This is a genomic window from Variovorax sp. GW822-FHT04E09, from assembly GCF_058800845.1.
Map to the genome: position 1 here is coordinate 232,690 of NZ_JBXAMR010000005.1, position 15,033 is coordinate 247,722.

Annotated in this window: 14 protein-coding genes; 2 read left to right on the top strand and 12 right to left on the bottom strand. The window is 70.1% G+C overall.

What is annotated here, in order from left to right:
* Positions 1-205 precede the first annotated feature (205 nt).
* The 5 genes from ampD to AC1RL8_RS21280 are packed head-to-tail and all read right to left on the bottom strand — an operon-like array spanning position 206 to position 5,126.
* Positions 206-823, bottom strand: a complete 618-nt coding sequence (gene ampD / locus AC1RL8_RS21260; protein ID WP_492686284.1) for a 1,6-anhydro-N-acetylmuramyl-L-alanine amidase AmpD — start codon at positions 821-823, stop codon at positions 206-208.
* Positions 810-2,360: a sigma-54-dependent transcriptional regulator gene (locus AC1RL8_RS21265; protein WP_492686283.1), complete on the bottom strand. Its 1,551-nt coding sequence runs from the start codon at positions 2,358-2,360 to the stop codon at positions 810-812. Before AC1RL8_RS21265 ends, ampD begins: the two co-directional genes overlap by 14 nt.
* 5 nt (positions 2,361-2,365) lie before the next feature.
* Positions 2,366-4,063 (bottom strand): two-component system sensor histidine kinase NtrB, encoded by a 1,698-nt coding sequence (locus AC1RL8_RS21270; protein ID WP_492686282.1) that lies wholly within the window; start codon positions 4,061-4,063, stop codon positions 2,366-2,368.
* The gene (locus AC1RL8_RS21275) at positions 4,060-4,317 is read right to left on the bottom strand and encodes a PP0621 family protein (RefSeq protein WP_492686281.1); all 258 of its coding nucleotides are present in this window, start codon (positions 4,315-4,317) and stop codon (positions 4,060-4,062) included. The genes AC1RL8_RS21270 and AC1RL8_RS21275 overlap by 4 nt, the downstream gene beginning before the upstream one ends.
* Positions 4,314-5,126: a cytochrome C assembly family protein gene (locus tag AC1RL8_RS21280; RefSeq protein ID WP_056575582.1), complete on the bottom strand. Its 813-nt coding sequence runs from the start codon at positions 5,124-5,126 to the stop codon at positions 4,314-4,316. Before AC1RL8_RS21280 ends, AC1RL8_RS21275 begins: the two co-directional genes overlap by 4 nt.
* Positions 5,127-5,287: 161 nt before the next feature.
* On the opposite strand from AC1RL8_RS21280, the gene ffh reads away from it, so the two are divergent.
* Positions 5,288-6,682 carry a signal recognition particle protein gene (gene ffh, locus AC1RL8_RS21285; protein ID WP_492686280.1) on the top strand — a complete coding sequence of 465 codons (1,395 nt, stop codon included), beginning with the start codon at positions 5,288-5,290 and terminating at the stop codon, positions 6,680-6,682.
* Between the two features lie 50 nt (positions 6,683-6,732).
* Entirely contained in the window at positions 6,733-7,068 is a 336-nt protein-coding gene (locus AC1RL8_RS21290; RefSeq protein ID WP_159278540.1) for an ankyrin repeat domain-containing protein, read from the top strand.
* A gap of 90 nt (positions 7,069-7,158) precedes the next feature.
* On the opposite strand, the gene mdoH is transcribed toward AC1RL8_RS21290, so the two are convergent.
* The 7 genes from mdoH to AC1RL8_RS21325 form a co-directional block, all read right to left on the bottom strand.
* Positions 7,159-9,177, bottom strand: coding sequence for a glucans biosynthesis glucosyltransferase MdoH (gene mdoH / locus AC1RL8_RS21295; RefSeq protein ID WP_159273892.1), 2,019 nt, complete (start codon positions 9,175-9,177; stop codon positions 7,159-7,161).
* An 8-nt stretch (positions 9,178-9,185) separates the two neighbouring features.
* Complete coding sequence (locus tag AC1RL8_RS21300; protein WP_082818265.1) at positions 9,186-9,386, bottom strand: hypothetical protein; 201 nt, start codon at positions 9,384-9,386, stop codon at positions 9,186-9,188.
* A gap of 193 nt (positions 9,387-9,579) precedes the next feature.
* Positions 9,580-10,968 (bottom strand): sigma 54-interacting transcriptional regulator, encoded by a 1,389-nt coding sequence (locus tag AC1RL8_RS21305; protein ID WP_159278538.1) that lies wholly within the window; start codon positions 10,966-10,968, stop codon positions 9,580-9,582.
* Positions 10,965-11,573, bottom strand: coding sequence for a hypothetical protein (locus tag AC1RL8_RS21310; RefSeq protein WP_492686279.1), 609 nt, complete (start codon positions 11,571-11,573; stop codon positions 10,965-10,967). The genes AC1RL8_RS21305 and AC1RL8_RS21310 overlap by 4 nt, the downstream gene beginning before the upstream one ends.
* Before the next feature lie 84 nt (positions 11,574-11,657).
* A complete protein-coding gene (locus AC1RL8_RS21315; RefSeq protein ID WP_062477875.1) occupies positions 11,658-13,085 on the bottom strand; it encodes a sensor histidine kinase in 1,428 nt (475 codons plus the stop codon).
* Entirely contained in the window at positions 13,085-14,446 is a 1,362-nt protein-coding gene (gene miaB / locus AC1RL8_RS21320) for a tRNA (N6-isopentenyl adenosine(37)-C2)-methylthiotransferase MiaB (RefSeq protein WP_492686278.1), read from the bottom strand. Before miaB ends, AC1RL8_RS21315 begins: the two co-directional genes overlap by 1 nt.
* Before the next feature lie 90 nt (positions 14,447-14,536).
* Positions 14,537-14,995, bottom strand: a complete 459-nt coding sequence (locus AC1RL8_RS21325; protein WP_062477880.1) for a hypothetical protein — start codon at positions 14,993-14,995, stop codon at positions 14,537-14,539.
* Between the last annotated feature and the right edge of the window lie 38 nt (positions 14,996-15,033).

A 15,033-nucleotide genomic window follows, 5' to 3' on the forward strand; every position in this document is an offset into this window, starting at 1 on the left:
ACCCTGACAGGAATTGCGCCGCACTCAGCGCATCGCCAGCGATGCCGCGTGAATACTGGCCCATGGTGGCGCAACCCGCATGGGGCGCGGCTTGCAAGGCGATTTGGGCCTGCAGCCCGCATGGTTGCTACGTCGCGTGCCTGCGCTTGCGAGATTGCTGCGCTGCGAGAGCGGCGCATCGCGGGCCACGGAGCGATTGAAAAAATTAGCGCGCGACCACCTGCTCGGGAAACATCTGTGGATTCCAGCCGAGCTGTTCGCGCAGCAGGCGCCAGTCGAAACCGGCGCCGGGGTCCTGCTTGCGGCCGGGCGCGATGTGCTCGTGGCCGGCGATGTGGGCGATGGCGTAGTGCTGCGCGAGCGCGGCGCACAGGCTGGCCAGCGTCTCGTACTGCGTCTCTTCGAAGCGCTCGCCCTCGAGGCCTTCGAGTTCGATGCCGACGGAGTCGTCGTTGCAGTTGGTGCGTCCGCGCCACGACGACACGCCGGCATGCCAGGCGCGGTCCTCGCAGCTCACGAACTGCCAGAGCTCGCCGTTGCGTCGCACATAGAAATGCGACGACACCTCGAGCCCGCGGATCGACTGGAAGTACGGGTGCGCGTCCCAGTCGAGCTGGTTGGTGAAGAGCTGCTGCACGGCGTCACCGCCGTATTCGCCCGGTGGCAGGCTGATGGAATGCAGCACGATCAGGTCGGTCTGCGCGCCGAGGGGGCGCGGGCCGAAGTTGGGCGAGGGCAGCGCCTTGGCGAAGCGGTACCAGCCGGCGCGCCAGAGTCCGTCGTCGGCGGCCGGTGGGGTGGCGAGGTCGTCAGTCGTCGGCATGCGCGGTGGTGCCGTCGTCGCCGTTGGGCGTGGAGATGCCCAGGCGCGCGATGCGGTAGCGGATCTGGCGCAGGCTCATGCCCAGCCGCGCGGCGGCGGCCGTGCGGTTGAAGCCGCTCTCGTGCAGCGCGCGCACGAGGATCTCGCGCTCCTGCTGGTCGAGCCAGGCTTGCAGATCGGAAGGCAGCGGCGGCGGCGCGGGCTTGGGTTCGGCCGCCGGCGTGGGGGCCGCAGCCACCGCAACGGCGGCTGGCGCTTCAGCGGATTCGCCGCGCGGCGCGGCCGGCATCGGCGTCATCGCGCCCATCAGGTCGATGTGCAGTTCGTCGCCGTCGTTCAGCGCCACGGCGCGGTGCAGCAGGTTCTCGAGCTCGCGCACGTTGCCGTCGAGTGGGTGCTGGGCCAGGCGCTGCAGCAGCGCGTCGGACAGGCGCGGCACGGGCAGGCCGCCGTCCTGCGCGATGCGCGCGAGCAGCGCGGTGCACAGCGCGGGCAGGTCTTCGCGGCGCTCGCGCAGCGCGGGCACGGCGATCTCGATCACGTTGAGGCGGTAGAACAGGTCCTGCCGGAAGCGGCCGGCCAGCACCTCGGCGTGCAGGTCTTTATGGGTGGCGCTCACGATGCGCACGTCGACCGCGTCTTCCTGCGTCGAGCCGATGGCGCGCACGCTGCGCTCCTGGATGGCGCGCAGCAGCTTCGATTGCATGGCCAGCGGCAGGTCGCCGATTTCGTCGAGGAACAGCGTGCCGTCGCGCGCCGCCTGGAAGTAGCCGTCGCGGTCTTGCGAGGAGCCGGTGTACGAGCCCTTCTTGGCGCCGAAGAACTCGGCCTCGAGCAGGTTCTCGGGGATCGCGCCGCAGTTCACCGCGACGAAGGGGCCTTCGCTGCGTTGGCTGCAGCCGTGCACGGCGCGTGCGACGAGTTCCTTGCCGGTGCCCGATTCGCCGCGCACCAGCACCGGCGCCATGCCGCGCGCTACCTTGGCGATGCGCGACTTCACGAGGCGCATCGGGTCGGAGTCGCCGACCAGCCGGTCGAGCGCGGTGGCGCCGCTGCGCGTCACGGCCAGCACATCGGGACGCTCGCCGCCCTGGCCGGCGGCTTGCGGCGGCGCTTTCTGCGGCACGACCACCGCCGCGCGGTTGGCCTGCACGGCCGACGCCACCACGGCGCGGAACTGCTTCAGGTCGACCGGCTTCGTGAGGTAGTCGAAGGCGCCGGCCTTCAGTGCCTCGACCGCGTTCTCGGCCGAGCCGTAGGCGGTCATGACCACGCAGCGCTCGCTGCGCTGGCCTTTCTGGATGCGGTGGATGATCTCCATGCCTTCGCCGTCGGGCAGCCGCATGTCGGTGATCACGGCGTCGAAGCGGCCGGCTTCCAGGTGCTGCCAGGCTTCGGACACGCTGCCCGCGGCTTCCACCCGGTAGCCTTCGCGCAGCAGCGTGAGTTCGTAGAGCGTGCGCAGGTCGGGTTCGTCGTCGATGACGAGGATCTGCGCGGGGCGCGGGGCGGCGGCGGAAGACGGGAGGGAGCTCACGGCCGCTATTGTGTCAGCCGGTTTTCGCTCGGTGCGAAGCTGACGAAGAATTCGTTGCCCTCGGGGCCGCCCGGCACCAGCGCGCGCCGTTCGTAGCCGATGGTGGCGCCGTGGCGCCGGCACAGCTCGCGGCACAGGAACAGGCCCAGGCCGCTGGAGCGGCTCTCGGACGAGAAGAAGGGTTCGAACAGGTGGCGCTGCACCGCCGGCTCCAGCGGTGCGCCGTCGCTCCACACCAGCAGCGCCGGGCGCTGCACGCCGGCGCGCTGCAAGGTGGTGATGACCTGGATCGCGCCCTCGCGCTGGCTGGCGTAGCGCGCCGCGTTGTCCAGCAGGTTCACCAGCAGCCGGCGCAGGTGCTCGGCCTCGAAGCGCACCTCGCTGCCCGGCGCCTCGAGCGCCACGCGCACGCCCTTGCGCTGGGTCTGGCGTATCCATTCCTCGGCCAGGATCTGCGCGGCCGGGTCGAGCACCAGCTGCTCGCCCAGCGACAGCACGCGCTGCTGGCGCGCGCGCGAGACGTCGAGCACGTCGTCCACGATGCGCGCCAGGCGCTGCGCGTTGTGCTGCACCATGTCGGTCAGCTTGCGGTGCGCCGGGTCGGTCAGGTCTTCGCTGAGTAGGGCGCTGGCCTGCGCGATGGCGGCCAGCGGGTTGCGGATTTCATGTGCCACCGCGGCCGACATGCGACCCATCGCGGCGAGCTTTTCGGTGCGGATGCGGGCCTCGAGCTCGCGCAGGTCCTGCAGGAACATCACGCACAGGCTGTCGGCGCGGCGGTCGTCGGTGGGCGTGAGCCGGGTGCGCACGCGCACCTCGCGCGCCGCGCCGCGCGCCTGCGCCACCGGGATCTCCTCGGTCTGCGGCGCGCGCCGCGCGAAGGTCTGGCGCGCGAGCGCGGCCAGCGCATGCCAGGCCGGCTGGGTGTGCAGCGGGAACGGCAACGCCAGCTGCGCCAGGCCCTGGCCGAGGATTGCGTCGGCCGCCGGGTTGGCCGCGTGCACCAGGCCGTCGGTGTCGATCACCAGCACGCCTTCGCTCAGGGTTTCGATCACCAGGTCGTTGACCTGCGCCTGCATCTGCGCGTGGCTGCGGCTGCGTTGCGCCACCGCCTCTTCGCGCGCCAGCCGGCGCGCCAGCTCGTGCGCGAGCAGCGCCACCACGAACAGGCCGGTGCCGGTGAGGGCGGCCTGCACGAAGCGCGCCGACGGATCGCCGGGTTGCTGCAGCCAGTGCCAGCCGGCGTCGGCCAGCAGCAGCAGCGTCACGGTGGCCGTGGTGCCCAGGCCCACGAGCAGCGTGCCGAGCACCGCGCTCATCAGCACGGGCAGCGCGAACAGCGGCGTGTAGTTGACGCTGCCGCCCTGCAGCACCTGCAGGGCGCTGAAGATGCCCAGGTCGACCCCGATGGTCAGCAGCCAGAGGGTGGAGAAGCCGCGGATCGGCGGTTCGAAGTGCGCGTAGCGCATCTCCAGCCAGGCCAGCACGAGGTAGCCGCCCGACAGCACGATCGGCAGCGGTTGCACGGCCTGCCCGATGGCGAAGGCCACGCCCTGCAGCAGCACCAGCACAAGCGCCACGAAACAGCGCGCCGCCATGAAGCCGCGCCACAGCCGCAGCAGGGCCGTGCTGTCGCCGGCGCCCAGGTCGAGCACGTCCCAGTCGGTGGCCGGCTCGCCGCGCGACCGGCGCAATGAACTCATGCGGAGGTGCCGGCCTGGCGGTGCGCGGCGCTGCAGAACATCGCGCCGTCCGGCCCGGCGAGTGCGTCGGCCGCGGGCAGGTGCAGCCCGCAATGGGCGCAGCGCACCATCGCCTGCGGCGGGCCGACGGCCGGCGTGCGTTGCTGCGCTTTCTTGGCGCGTTCCTGCTGCGCGTCGCGCATCTCTTCGCGCCGGTTCTTGCGCCAGAGCCAGATCGCGACCCACACCACCGCGAGGACGAGCAGGTACTTCATGCGGGCAGGCGCGTCAGCACGACTTCGAGCACGAAGCGCGAGCCCACATAGGCCAGCAGCAGCAGCGCCGCGCCCGCATACAGCACGCGCCGCGCCGTGCGTCCGCGCCAGCCGAAGCGCGCGCGCCCGGTCAGCAGGACCGCGAAGCTGAGCCAGGCGAGCACCGAGAAGATGGTCTTGTGGTCCCACTTCCAGGCGCGGCCAGCGGCGCCGTAGAGCTGTTCGCTGAACAGCAGGCCGGCCAGCAGCGTGGCCGACAGCAGCACGAAGCCCGCCGTGACGAAGCGGAAGGTGAGCCGTTCCAATGTGAGCAGCGGCACACCGGCCTGCGCATCGGCGCTGGCGAGGCGGATCTGCTTTTCGGCCCGCGTGATCAGCCAGGCGTGCACCACGGCGGCGCCGAACAGGCCGTACGAGGCGATGCCCAGCGCCAGGTGCAGCGGCAGCCAGGGCGAGGCGCTGACATGCAGCGGCGTGCCCGGGAACAGCAGCGCCAGCAGCACGGCGGCCGCGCCCAGCCAGGCCAGCGCACGGCGTGCCTTCAGTTGCGGGTACAGGCGGCTTTCGACCGCGTAGACCGTGAGCACCAGCCACGCCGTGACCGACAGCGCCGGCGCAAAACCGAAGCGAGGGTCGCCGCCGATCAGCCCGTGGCCGAGCACCGCAGCGTGCAGCAGCCATGCGATGCCGAGCGCCCATTGGGTGGTCTGGCGGCTGAGCCGCGCACCGGCGGCAGCGGCAAAACCGTAGGCTGCCGCGGTGGCGATGCCCAGCGCCACGCCGAGTGGGGAGGGGATCGCTAAAATCATCGGTGGAGTGTATAGGCTCGCCCCCCGGCTTCGCGCACGTCGCGTCGCTTCGCCCACCCCCGCCGGGGGCACCCCCCGCGAGAGAGCGGGCCCACATACCGCTTCCAGGTTTTCACGACTTTCCATCGGTCCGCTGCCGCGGACAACAAGGTATTTCCTTCATGGCCACCGCCCTCACCGAAAAGTTCTCCCGCCTCGTCAAGACGATGAGCGGCCAGGCGCGCATCACCGAAAGCAACGTGCAGGACATGCTGCGCGAGGTGCGCATGGCGCTGCTGGAGGCCGACGTGGCGTTGCCCGTGGTGCGCGACTTCGTCGCCCGCGTGAAGGAGAAGGCGCTCGGCCAGGAAGTGCTGGGCTCGCTCAAGCCGGGCCAGGCGCTGGTCGGCATCGTCAACCGCGAACTCGCCGCCACCATGGGCGAGGGCGTGTCGGACATCAACCTCGCGGCTCAGCCGCCGGCGGTGATCCTCATGGCCGGCCTGCAGGGCGCCGGCAAGACCACCACCACCGCCAAGCTGGCCAAGCACCTGATCGAGAAGCGCAAGAAGAAGGTGCTCACGGTGTCGGGCGACGTGTACCGCCCGGCCGCCATCGAACAGCTCAAGACCGTCACGAAGCAGGCCGGCGCCGAGTGGTTCCCGAGCACGCCCGACCAGAAGCCGCTGGACATCGCGCGCGCCGCGCTCGATCACGCCAGGCGCCATTACTTCGACGTGCTGCTGGTCGACACGGCCGGCCGCCTGGCGATCGACGAAGTGCTGATGACCGAGATCAAGCAGCTGCACGCCGAGCTCGATCCGGTCGAAACCCTGTTCGTGGTCGATGCCATGCAGGGCCAGGACGCGATCAACACCGCCAAGGCCTTCAAGGAGGCGCTGCCCCTCACCGGCATCATCCTGACCAAGACCGACGGCGATTCGCGCGGCGGTGCAGCGCTGTCGGTGCGCCAGGTGACGGGCGTGCCGATCAAGTTCGCCGGCACGAGCGAGAAGATCGACGGCCTCGAAGTGTTCGACGCCGAACGCCACGCGGGCCGGATCCTGGGCATGGGCGACATCGTCGCGCTGGTCGAGCAGGTCACGGCCGGCGTCGACGTCGAAGCGGCACAGAAGCTCGCGGCCAAGGTCAAGAGCGGCGCGGGCTTCGACCTGAACGACTTCCTCGGCCAGCTGCAGCAGATGAAGCAGATGGGCGGCCTCTCCAGCCTGATGGACAAGCTGCCCCAGCAGATGGCCGCCAAGGCCACCGAGGCCGACATGACCCGCGCCGAGCGCGACATCCGCCGCAAGGAAGGCATCATCCAGAGCATGACGCCGCTGGAGCGCCGCAAGCCCGAGCTGCTCAAGGCCACGCGCAAGCGCCGCATCGCGGCCGGCGCGGGTGTGCAGGTTCAGGAAGTGAACCGCCTGCTCAACGAGTTCGAGCAGATGCAGGGCATGATGAAGAAGATGAAGGGCGGCGGCCTCATGAAGATGATGAAGAAGATGGGCGGCATGAAGGGCATGGGCGGGATGCCCGGCATGGGCGGAGGCGGCGGCAAGCTGCCGTTCTGAGCCCGGCCGCTCGACGCATACATATATATAGAGAGGCGCGCAGCCCCGCCATGTCCGCAGGCGACTGGAAAGAGCTCTACCAGGGCGCGCTGACCGGCGACCTCGACCTGGTGCGCTATCACATCGGTGCGGGCGTGAATCCGAACTACCAGCACCCCGAGATCCTGTGCACACCGCTGGTGGCCAGCCTGGTCCAGGGGCACGGCGAGATCGCCAGCTACCTGCTGGACCACGGCGCCGATCCGAACCTGCTGTCTGAATTCGACGGGCTTACGCCGCTGCAGGCCGCCCGCAAGCACGGCCGCGAGGCGCTCGTCGCGGCGCTGGTGGCGCGCGGCGCCCGCGCACCCCGTCCGCCGTTCTGGCGCCGCTGGCTGCCCTTCTGACATATCGATGCGCATCGCGCACCGCCCAGCAAAAAGCCCGCCGAAGCGGGCTTTTTCTTTGGAGCGATCAGCCGCAGGGCGGTGATCGCATCAGGCCGTGGCCAGTGCCGCCGGGCGCGCCAGGCGCAGCGCATGCATCCACGCACGGCGCAGCACGGCGGGCGAGCGCGATTCCTCGGGAATCAGCAGGAAGCCGCGGTCGCGCAGCGTGGTGCCCAGCGCGATCTGGCTGGTCAGCACGGTCAGCGGGATCGCCAGCAGCAGCGGCAGGCCGACGGGCATGAGCCAGATCAGGGCGCTCGGGTCGATCATCGCGACGCCGACGGCCAGCATGGCGATCACCAGCGTCATGGGGGCCAGCTGCGAGGCAGCGACCTTCCACGGCACGGCGTTGGCTTCACGCGGGGGCGACTTCCAGTCGAGCTTGATGCCGGTGAGGGCGACCAGCACGAACAGCGAGTGGGCCAGCATGCGCACCGGGGCCTGCACGATGGCCAGGCCGGCTTCGAGCACCGAGCTCTTCACCAGGCCCCACACACCGCCGTACTGGCGTTGCTCACCGCGCATCAGCACGGCGGCGATGCCCAGCACGCGCGGCAGGAACAGCAGGCACAGGGTCCAGACCCACAGGCCGGCCAGTTCGGCGGGCAGCACGTTCCAGCTCGACACCAGGCTCGAGCCGCTCAGCCACAGGGCGGTGCCCAGCGTCAGGAAGGCGAGCCACAGCGGGGCCGAGACATACGCCATGGTGCCGGTCACGAACATCGCGCGGTGCACCGGGTGGATGCCGGGCTCGGCCATCAGGCGGGCGTTCTGCAGGTTGCCCTGGCACCAGCGGCGGTCGCGCTGGAGTTCGGCCAGCAGGTCCGGCGGTTGCTGCTCGTAGCTGCCGACCAGGTCGGACACCAGCCACACGTGGTAGCCGGCGCGGCGCATCAGCGCGGCTTCGACGAAGTCGTGCGACATGATGCCGCCCGACATGCCGCCCGTGCCCTTGATGGGGGCCAGCGCGCAGTGCTTCATGAAGGCTTCGACGCGGATGATCGCGTTGTGGCCCCAGTAGTGCGACTCGCCGAGCTGCCAGAACTGCATGCCCAGCGTGAACAGGCGACCCGTCACGCGCGAAGCGAACTGCTGGGCGCGGGCGTGCAGCGTGACGTGGCCGATGGCCTGCGTCGCGGTCTGGATGATGCCGGCGGTGGGGTTGGCTTCCATCAGCTTGACCATCGAGGCCAGGCAGTCGCCGCTCATCACGGAGTCGGCGTCGAGCACGACCATGTAGCGGTAGTCCTTGCCCCAGCGGCGGCAGAAGTCGGCGACGTTGCCGGCCTTGCGGTGCGTGCGGCGGGTGCGCAGGCGGTAGTACACCTCGACCTGCGGCTGGTTGGGGCTTTCGGCCAGCGCGGCGCGCAGGTCTTCCCAGGCGGCGCGCTCGGCGGCGGCGGTCTCGGGGTTGTAGCTGTCGGACAGCACGAACACGTCGAACTGCTTGGCGTGGCCCGTGGAGGCGACCGATTCGCAGGTGGCGCGCAGGCCGGCGAACACGGTGGCCACGTCCTCGTTGCAGATCGGCATGATGATCGCGGTGCGTGCCTCGGGGTTCATCGGGTGGTGGGCCACCTGTTTCGCCGAGAGGGCGTGCTTGTCACCGCGCACGGACACATAGAAGCCCATGAGGGCGGTCACGAAACCGGTCACGACCCAGCCCGAGAGCAGGCCGTACAGGCCGATCTGGCCGTATTCGAGCCAGACGTTGTCGTAGTCGGGTTGCACGCTGGCGAACAGCGACGACGCGATCACGGTGCTCAGCAGCGTGAGCAGCATGAAGGCGAGGCGGCGCTGGCCGGCGGCGCGTTCCCAGGCCTGCGGGGCTGGGGCGGCTTGCTTGGCGGCGGGGGCGCTGTCGGCGTTGCGGCCGGCGCCCAGGCGCACGAGCAGCGCGGTGCCGAGGCTGTTCCAGAAACCACGCCAGGGGCGCGGTGCCATGGAACCGCGGTTCAGCGGCGGTGCGGTGACGGCGTTGGGGTGGCGTTCCTCGCGCAGCGCGCTGCGGCGTGCGAAATCGGATTCGGCGAGGACGTTGAGGTGGGAGAAGTCGTTCGGCTTCATCGGTTCATTCACCAACGTTGCTTGTCGAGGGGGGTGTCGCCAATGGCCGGAAGGCGCTTGAAGACGCAATCCGTGGCGGCGCCGCCGACGCCGGAGAGCGCGGTCAGCGAATGGCCCGCGGCACGGGGCCGCGAGGAGGAAAACTGCTTTTGACGCAGGCCGTCGCGCTGCGGACGCAGTGCGAAAGATGGGCTGGTAAGTGCTGTCATGCCAGTACAGGGGCAAACCCTGTGCCAGCCTGGAAAAACGCTTTCAAATCAACGACTTGGCGCGTTCCGAAACCGTTTTCCGTGGGGGAGGGGCCTGCCGGGCCCCCGAAACCCCCGTTTTTGTCGCCGAATCCCGACAAGCCGGGGAGGCCCTCGGGAAACAGCCTTTCAAATCAACGACTTAGGCCTGTCGCTACTCGGCGACAGGGTCGCCACCGGGAGCGACAACGTCGGCCTTGAAGTTGCCCGGGGTGAGTTCGTGCTTCTGCAGCAGGCGGTAGAACTCGGTGCGGTTGCGGTCGGCCAGGCGGGCCGCGTCGGCCACGTTGCCGTCGGTCAGCTTGAGCAGGCCGACGAGGTAGTCGCGCTCGAAACGCTGCTTGGCCTCGGCGTAGGTGAGCACCTCCACGCTCGGCACGCGCAGCGCGCGCTGCACCAGCGCCAGCGGGATCAGCGGCGAGCCCGACAGCGCGCAGACCTGCTCCACCACGTTGTAGAGCTGGCGCACGTTGCCCGGCCACGCGGCGGTAGTGAGCGCCTTCAGCGCCTCGGGCGCGAAGCCCGACAGCCGCTTGCCGTACTTGGTCGACAGCTTCTGCAGGAAGTGGTTGGCCAACAGCGGAATGTCCTCGCGCCGCGCCGACAGCGGCGGCAGCGTGAGCGTCACCACGTTCAGGCGGTAATAGAGGTCTTCGCGGAACTGGCCGGCTTCCATCGCGGCGTCGAGGTCGCGGTGGGTGGCCGAGACGATGCGCACGTCGACCTCGATCGACTGGCTCGCGCCCAGCGGGCGCACCGCGCGCTCCTGTAGCACGCGCAGCAGCTTGACCTGCAGCGCGGGCGGCATGTCCCCGATTTCGTCGAGCAGCAGCGTGCCGCCGTCGGCCTGCTGGAACAGGCCCTTGTGGTTCGCGTGGGCGTCGGTGAAGGCGCCCTTCATGTGGCCGAACAGCTCGGATTCGAGCAACGCTTCGGGAATGGCGCCGCAATTGACCGCCACGAAGGGCTTGTCGGCGCGCGCGCTGGCCTTGTGGATGGCGCGCGCCAGCAGTTCCTTGCCGGCGCCGGAGTCGCCGCGCAGCAGCACGGAGGCGTCCGACTTGGCGACCATGCGCGCCTCGGCCAGCAGCTCGGCCATGCGGTTGCTGCGGCTCACGATTTCCGAGCGCCAGCTGTCGTCGCCGGTCTTGCTGGGCGTGGTGGTGGGCGCACCGAGCGCCAGCGCCTGCGAGATCTTCTCGAGCAGTTCGCGCGCGTCGTAGGGCTTGGTGAGGTAGGTGAACACGCCGCGCGCCGTGGCCTCGACCGCGTCGGGAATGGTGCCGTGCGCCGTCAGCAGGATCACCGGCAGCGTCGGGTGGCGCTTGCGGATCTCGTCGAACAGCTGCAGGCCGTCGCGCCCGGGCAGGCGCACGTCGCTGAGCACCAGCTGCGGGTGCTCGATCTCGAGCTGCGTGAGCGCGGTCTCGGCCGAAGTGACGGCCGTGACCTGGTAGCCCGCCGACACCAGCCGCATCGAGAGCAGCCGCAGCATGTCCGGGTCGTCATCGACCACGAGGAGGCGGGCACCAGCTGTACTCATGGGTTGGATCTGCTTCCGTTGGAGGGCGTGGGTGCCGGCGTGTTGGGCCGGGCGAAGCTGCGCTCGATGGCGCGCAGCGCCTCGATGCGCTCGTTGAGCTGGTCGATGCGGCGCTGGCTGTCGCGCAGCTGCTGCACCTGCTTGTCGCGGTCGTCCTCGACGCGGCGCTGCTCCACATAGCGCGCGGCCAGCGCCCGCGCGAGCGGGTGCAGCGGCTGCGCCTCGGGCGCCGGGTTGGCGATCACGCGCTGCAGCAGGCCCAGCGCGCGCGCCAGGTCGGCCGGCACGCGGGTCTGCGCGAGCAGGAGCGCCAGCTGCATCTGCGCTGCGGGCGTCTCGCCCTGTTCGCCGACGCGCGCAATTTCGGCGCTCAGGTCGGCGCCGCCCAGCGGGCGCACCTTGTCGGCATAGGCCAGCATGGTTGCGACGGGGCCTTGGGTGAGCTGCGTGAAGAGCGAGGCCGGCTGCGTGGCCGGCGCGCGGGGCTCGGCCTCGACCGGCACGACGCGCGGCGCGGCCACGGGCGGCGGCAGCGCGTCGGCTTCGGCCGGCGGCTTGGGCTGGGAGGCGCAGGCCGCCAGCAGCAGGGCGCATGGCACGGCCATGGCCCCGGCGAAGGTGGATCTGCGGACGAACGAAAGGAACATGGGTCGAAAAGGCGCGGGGCGGTGTGGGTGGGGTGTCCGGGGTCAGGTCGTGCGCGGCAGTTCGATGCGAAAGCGTGCACCGGGGCCGTCCGGCAGCAGGGCGATGCGGCCCCCATGGGCTGCAATGTACTCCTGCACGATGGAAAGTCCGATGCCGGTGCCTTTCACCGTGTGCTCGGGCTGGCGCTCGCCACGGAAGAAGGGTTCGAAGATGCGGTCGCGGTCGCCCACGGCAATGCCGGGGCCGGCGTCGCACACGTCGATGTGCACCGCCTCGGGCGTGCCCGACACGGCCAGCGTGATCACGCCGCCGGCGGCCGAGAAGCGGATCGCGTTCGACAGCAGGTTGGCGATGGCGGTGCCGAGCTTGGTGCGGTCGACCGTGAGGGCGATGGGCTCGCCCTCGGCGCGCACGCGCAGGCCATGCGCCTGCCACTGCAGGCGCTGGGCCTCGATCTGCTCCTCGATCAGCGGCAGCAGCTCGGTGCGCTCGCGGCGCAGCTCGCGCGCCTCGAAGGCGGCGGCGTTGAAGCGCAGCAGCGCCTCGATCTGGTTCTGCAGCGACACGGTGTTCTGCTGCAGGATCTGCGCGACCTCGAGCTGCGCCGGGTTCAGCGGGCCGGTCACGCCGTCCTCGAGCAGCGACACGCCTTCGCGCAGCGCCGCCAGCGGCGTCTTCAGCTCGTGCGACACGTGGCGCAGAAAGCGCGCCTTGTCGGCGTCGAGTTCGGTCAGGCGCAGGCGCAGCCATTCGAGCTGCTGCGACACGCGCCGCACGTCGGCCGGGCCGCGGATGTCGATCGGTTCGTCGAGCCGGTTCTGGCCCAGGCCGACGATGGCGTTCTCGAGCCGCTTGAAGGGGCGCGCCAGCCAGATGCCGAAGGCCAGCGCCAGCGACACGGCCAGCACGCTGGCGGCCACCACCTCGCGCATCAGCCGGCGGCGCGCGTTCTCGATGCGCTTGGCCAGCGCGTCGTTCTGCGTTTCGATCAGGAACTGCGCCTGCTGGGCGATGTTGGTGTTCAGGGCGTCGAGTTCGCGGAACTGCATCGCCATCGTGCTTTCGCGCGCCAGGGCGCTGTCGGGGCTGCCGCCGAGCAGCCCTTCGATCACGCCGAGCTGGCTGCGCCACATGTCGATGCCGGCGGCCGGCAGGCCGTTGCGTTCCAGGCGCTCCAGCACCTGGTGGGCTTCGCGCGCCGCCTCGTCGAAGCGGCGGCGCAGCACGGCGTCGTTGAGCACCAGCGACTGGCGTCCCGCGCGTTCCATGGCCGCGCTGCGCTCGGCCAGCGACTGCGAGGCGCCCGACAGGCGCAGCGCGCGCGCGGCGGCGTCGCGGCTTTGCGTGACGAGCGCGTCGTACTGCAGCACCGAGCGCAGCGCCACGCCCACCAGCAGCGCGGTGATGAGCAAAAAGGCAAACAGCAGGAGCTGCTGGAACGAGCCCCGGACGGACGGTCGCTTCGCCATCAGTGGGCGAGCGCCGTGGCAGCAGCAGCCAGGGCCGATTCGCGCGTGACCACTTCGCCGCGCAGCGTGTAGGCCAGCGAGCGGGTGATGCGCAGGTCGGCCATCTGGCCCACGAGGCGGGCGTCGCCCTCGAAGTTGACGACGCGGTTGCAGGCGGTGCGGCCCATGAGTTCGTTGGCGTCCTTGCGCGAGGCGCCCTCGACCAGCACGCGCTGCGTGCTGCCCACCAGCGCATCGCCGAAGCGGCGCACGTTGCCGTCGATCACGCGCTGCAGCGTCTGCAGGCGCGCCAGCTTCACCTCGTGCGGCGTGTCGTCCTGCAGCGCGGCGGCGGGCGTGCCGGGGCGCGGGCTGAAGATGAAGCTGAAGCTGTTGTCGAACTGGCAGTCGTCGATGAGCTTCATCATCTTGTCGAAGTCGGCATCGGTCTCGCCGGGGAAGCCGACGATGAAGTCGCTGGAAAGCGCGAGTTCGGGGCGGATGGCGCGCAGCTTGCGCACCGTGCTCTTGTATTCCATGGCCGTGTAGCCGCGCTTCATGGCCATGAGGATGCGGTCGCTGCCGTGCTGCACCGGCAGGTGCAAATGCGAGACGAGCTGCGGCACCTTGGCGTAGGCCTCGATGAGCCGGGGCGTGAACTCGTTCGGGTGGCTGGTGGTGTAGCGGATGCGCTCGATGCCGGGGATCTCGGCGACGTACTCGATGAGCAGCGCGAAGTCGGCGATTTCGGCCGTGTCGCCCATCTTGCCGCGGTAGGCGTTCACGTTCTGGCCCAGCAGCGTGATCTCGCGCACGCCCTGGTCGGCCAGGCCGGCGATCTCGACCAGCACGTCGTCCAGCGGGCGGTTCACTTCCTCGCCGCGGGTGTAGGGCACCACGCAGTAGCTGCAGTACTTGGAGCAGCCTTCCATGATCGACACGAAGGCCGTGGCGCCTTCGACGCGCGCGGGCGGCAGGTGGTCGAACTTCTCGATCTCGGGGAAGCTGATGTCCACCTGCGGGCGGTCCAGGCGCTCGCGGTCGTTCAGCATCTCGGGCAGGCGGTGCAGCGTCTGCGGGCCGAACACGATGTCGACGTAGGGCGCGCGCGCGATGATGGCCTGGCCTTCCTGGCTCGCCACGCAGCCGCCCACGCCGATCTTCACGCCCTTGGCCTTCAGGTGCTTCACGCGGCCGAGGTCGGAGAACACCTTCTCCTGCGCCTTCTCGCGCACCGAGCAGGTGTTGAACAGGATGAGGTCGGCCTCGTCCACGTTCTGCGTGGGTTCGTAGCCCTGCGCGGCGTGGAGCACGTCGGCCATCTTGTCCGAGTCGTACTCGTTCATCTGGCAGCCGAAGGTCTTGATGAATACTTTTTTCATGGGGGAGCTCTCTGTGCCCTTCGCAAAGAGGAAGGGCTGCGAGGCGCGCGTGGCGCCCGCGGATTTTTGCTTGCTTGCGGCCCGGCCGCGTTACTGCGTGTTCAGCGTGTCGTTCGAGGTGAACGGCCAGATGTTCAGGAACGGCTTGTTCAGCGATTCGCGGCTGGCCATGGCCTCGTCGGGCGTCAGGATCCAGACCTCGCGCAGCAGCCCGGCGGCGTCGCGCGTGTAGTTCACGAGGTACTTCTGGCCGATGATCGCGCCGGGCATCACCAGCATGTTCTGCGGGCTGCGGATGCGCGCGCCGGCGCCCAGGCGGTCGGCCCGGCCGTCGAGCTCGACGTCGGGGGCGCTGGTCACCATGAACTTGCCGCGCAGCGTGCCGATGGGGAAGTTGCGCCCGCCATTGAGCGACTCGTTCTGGGTCTGCGGACGGGGCACCTCGTCCTGGGCGCTGGCCTGGAGCGAGAAAAGACCGGCGGCGCCGGCAAGGGCGGCGCAGATGGCGAGGGAAGTGAGCGTTTTCGTGGGTGTCTTGCAGCGGTTCATGGGGTATATCCAGAGGCTGTGGACCGGCGATTTTAGCG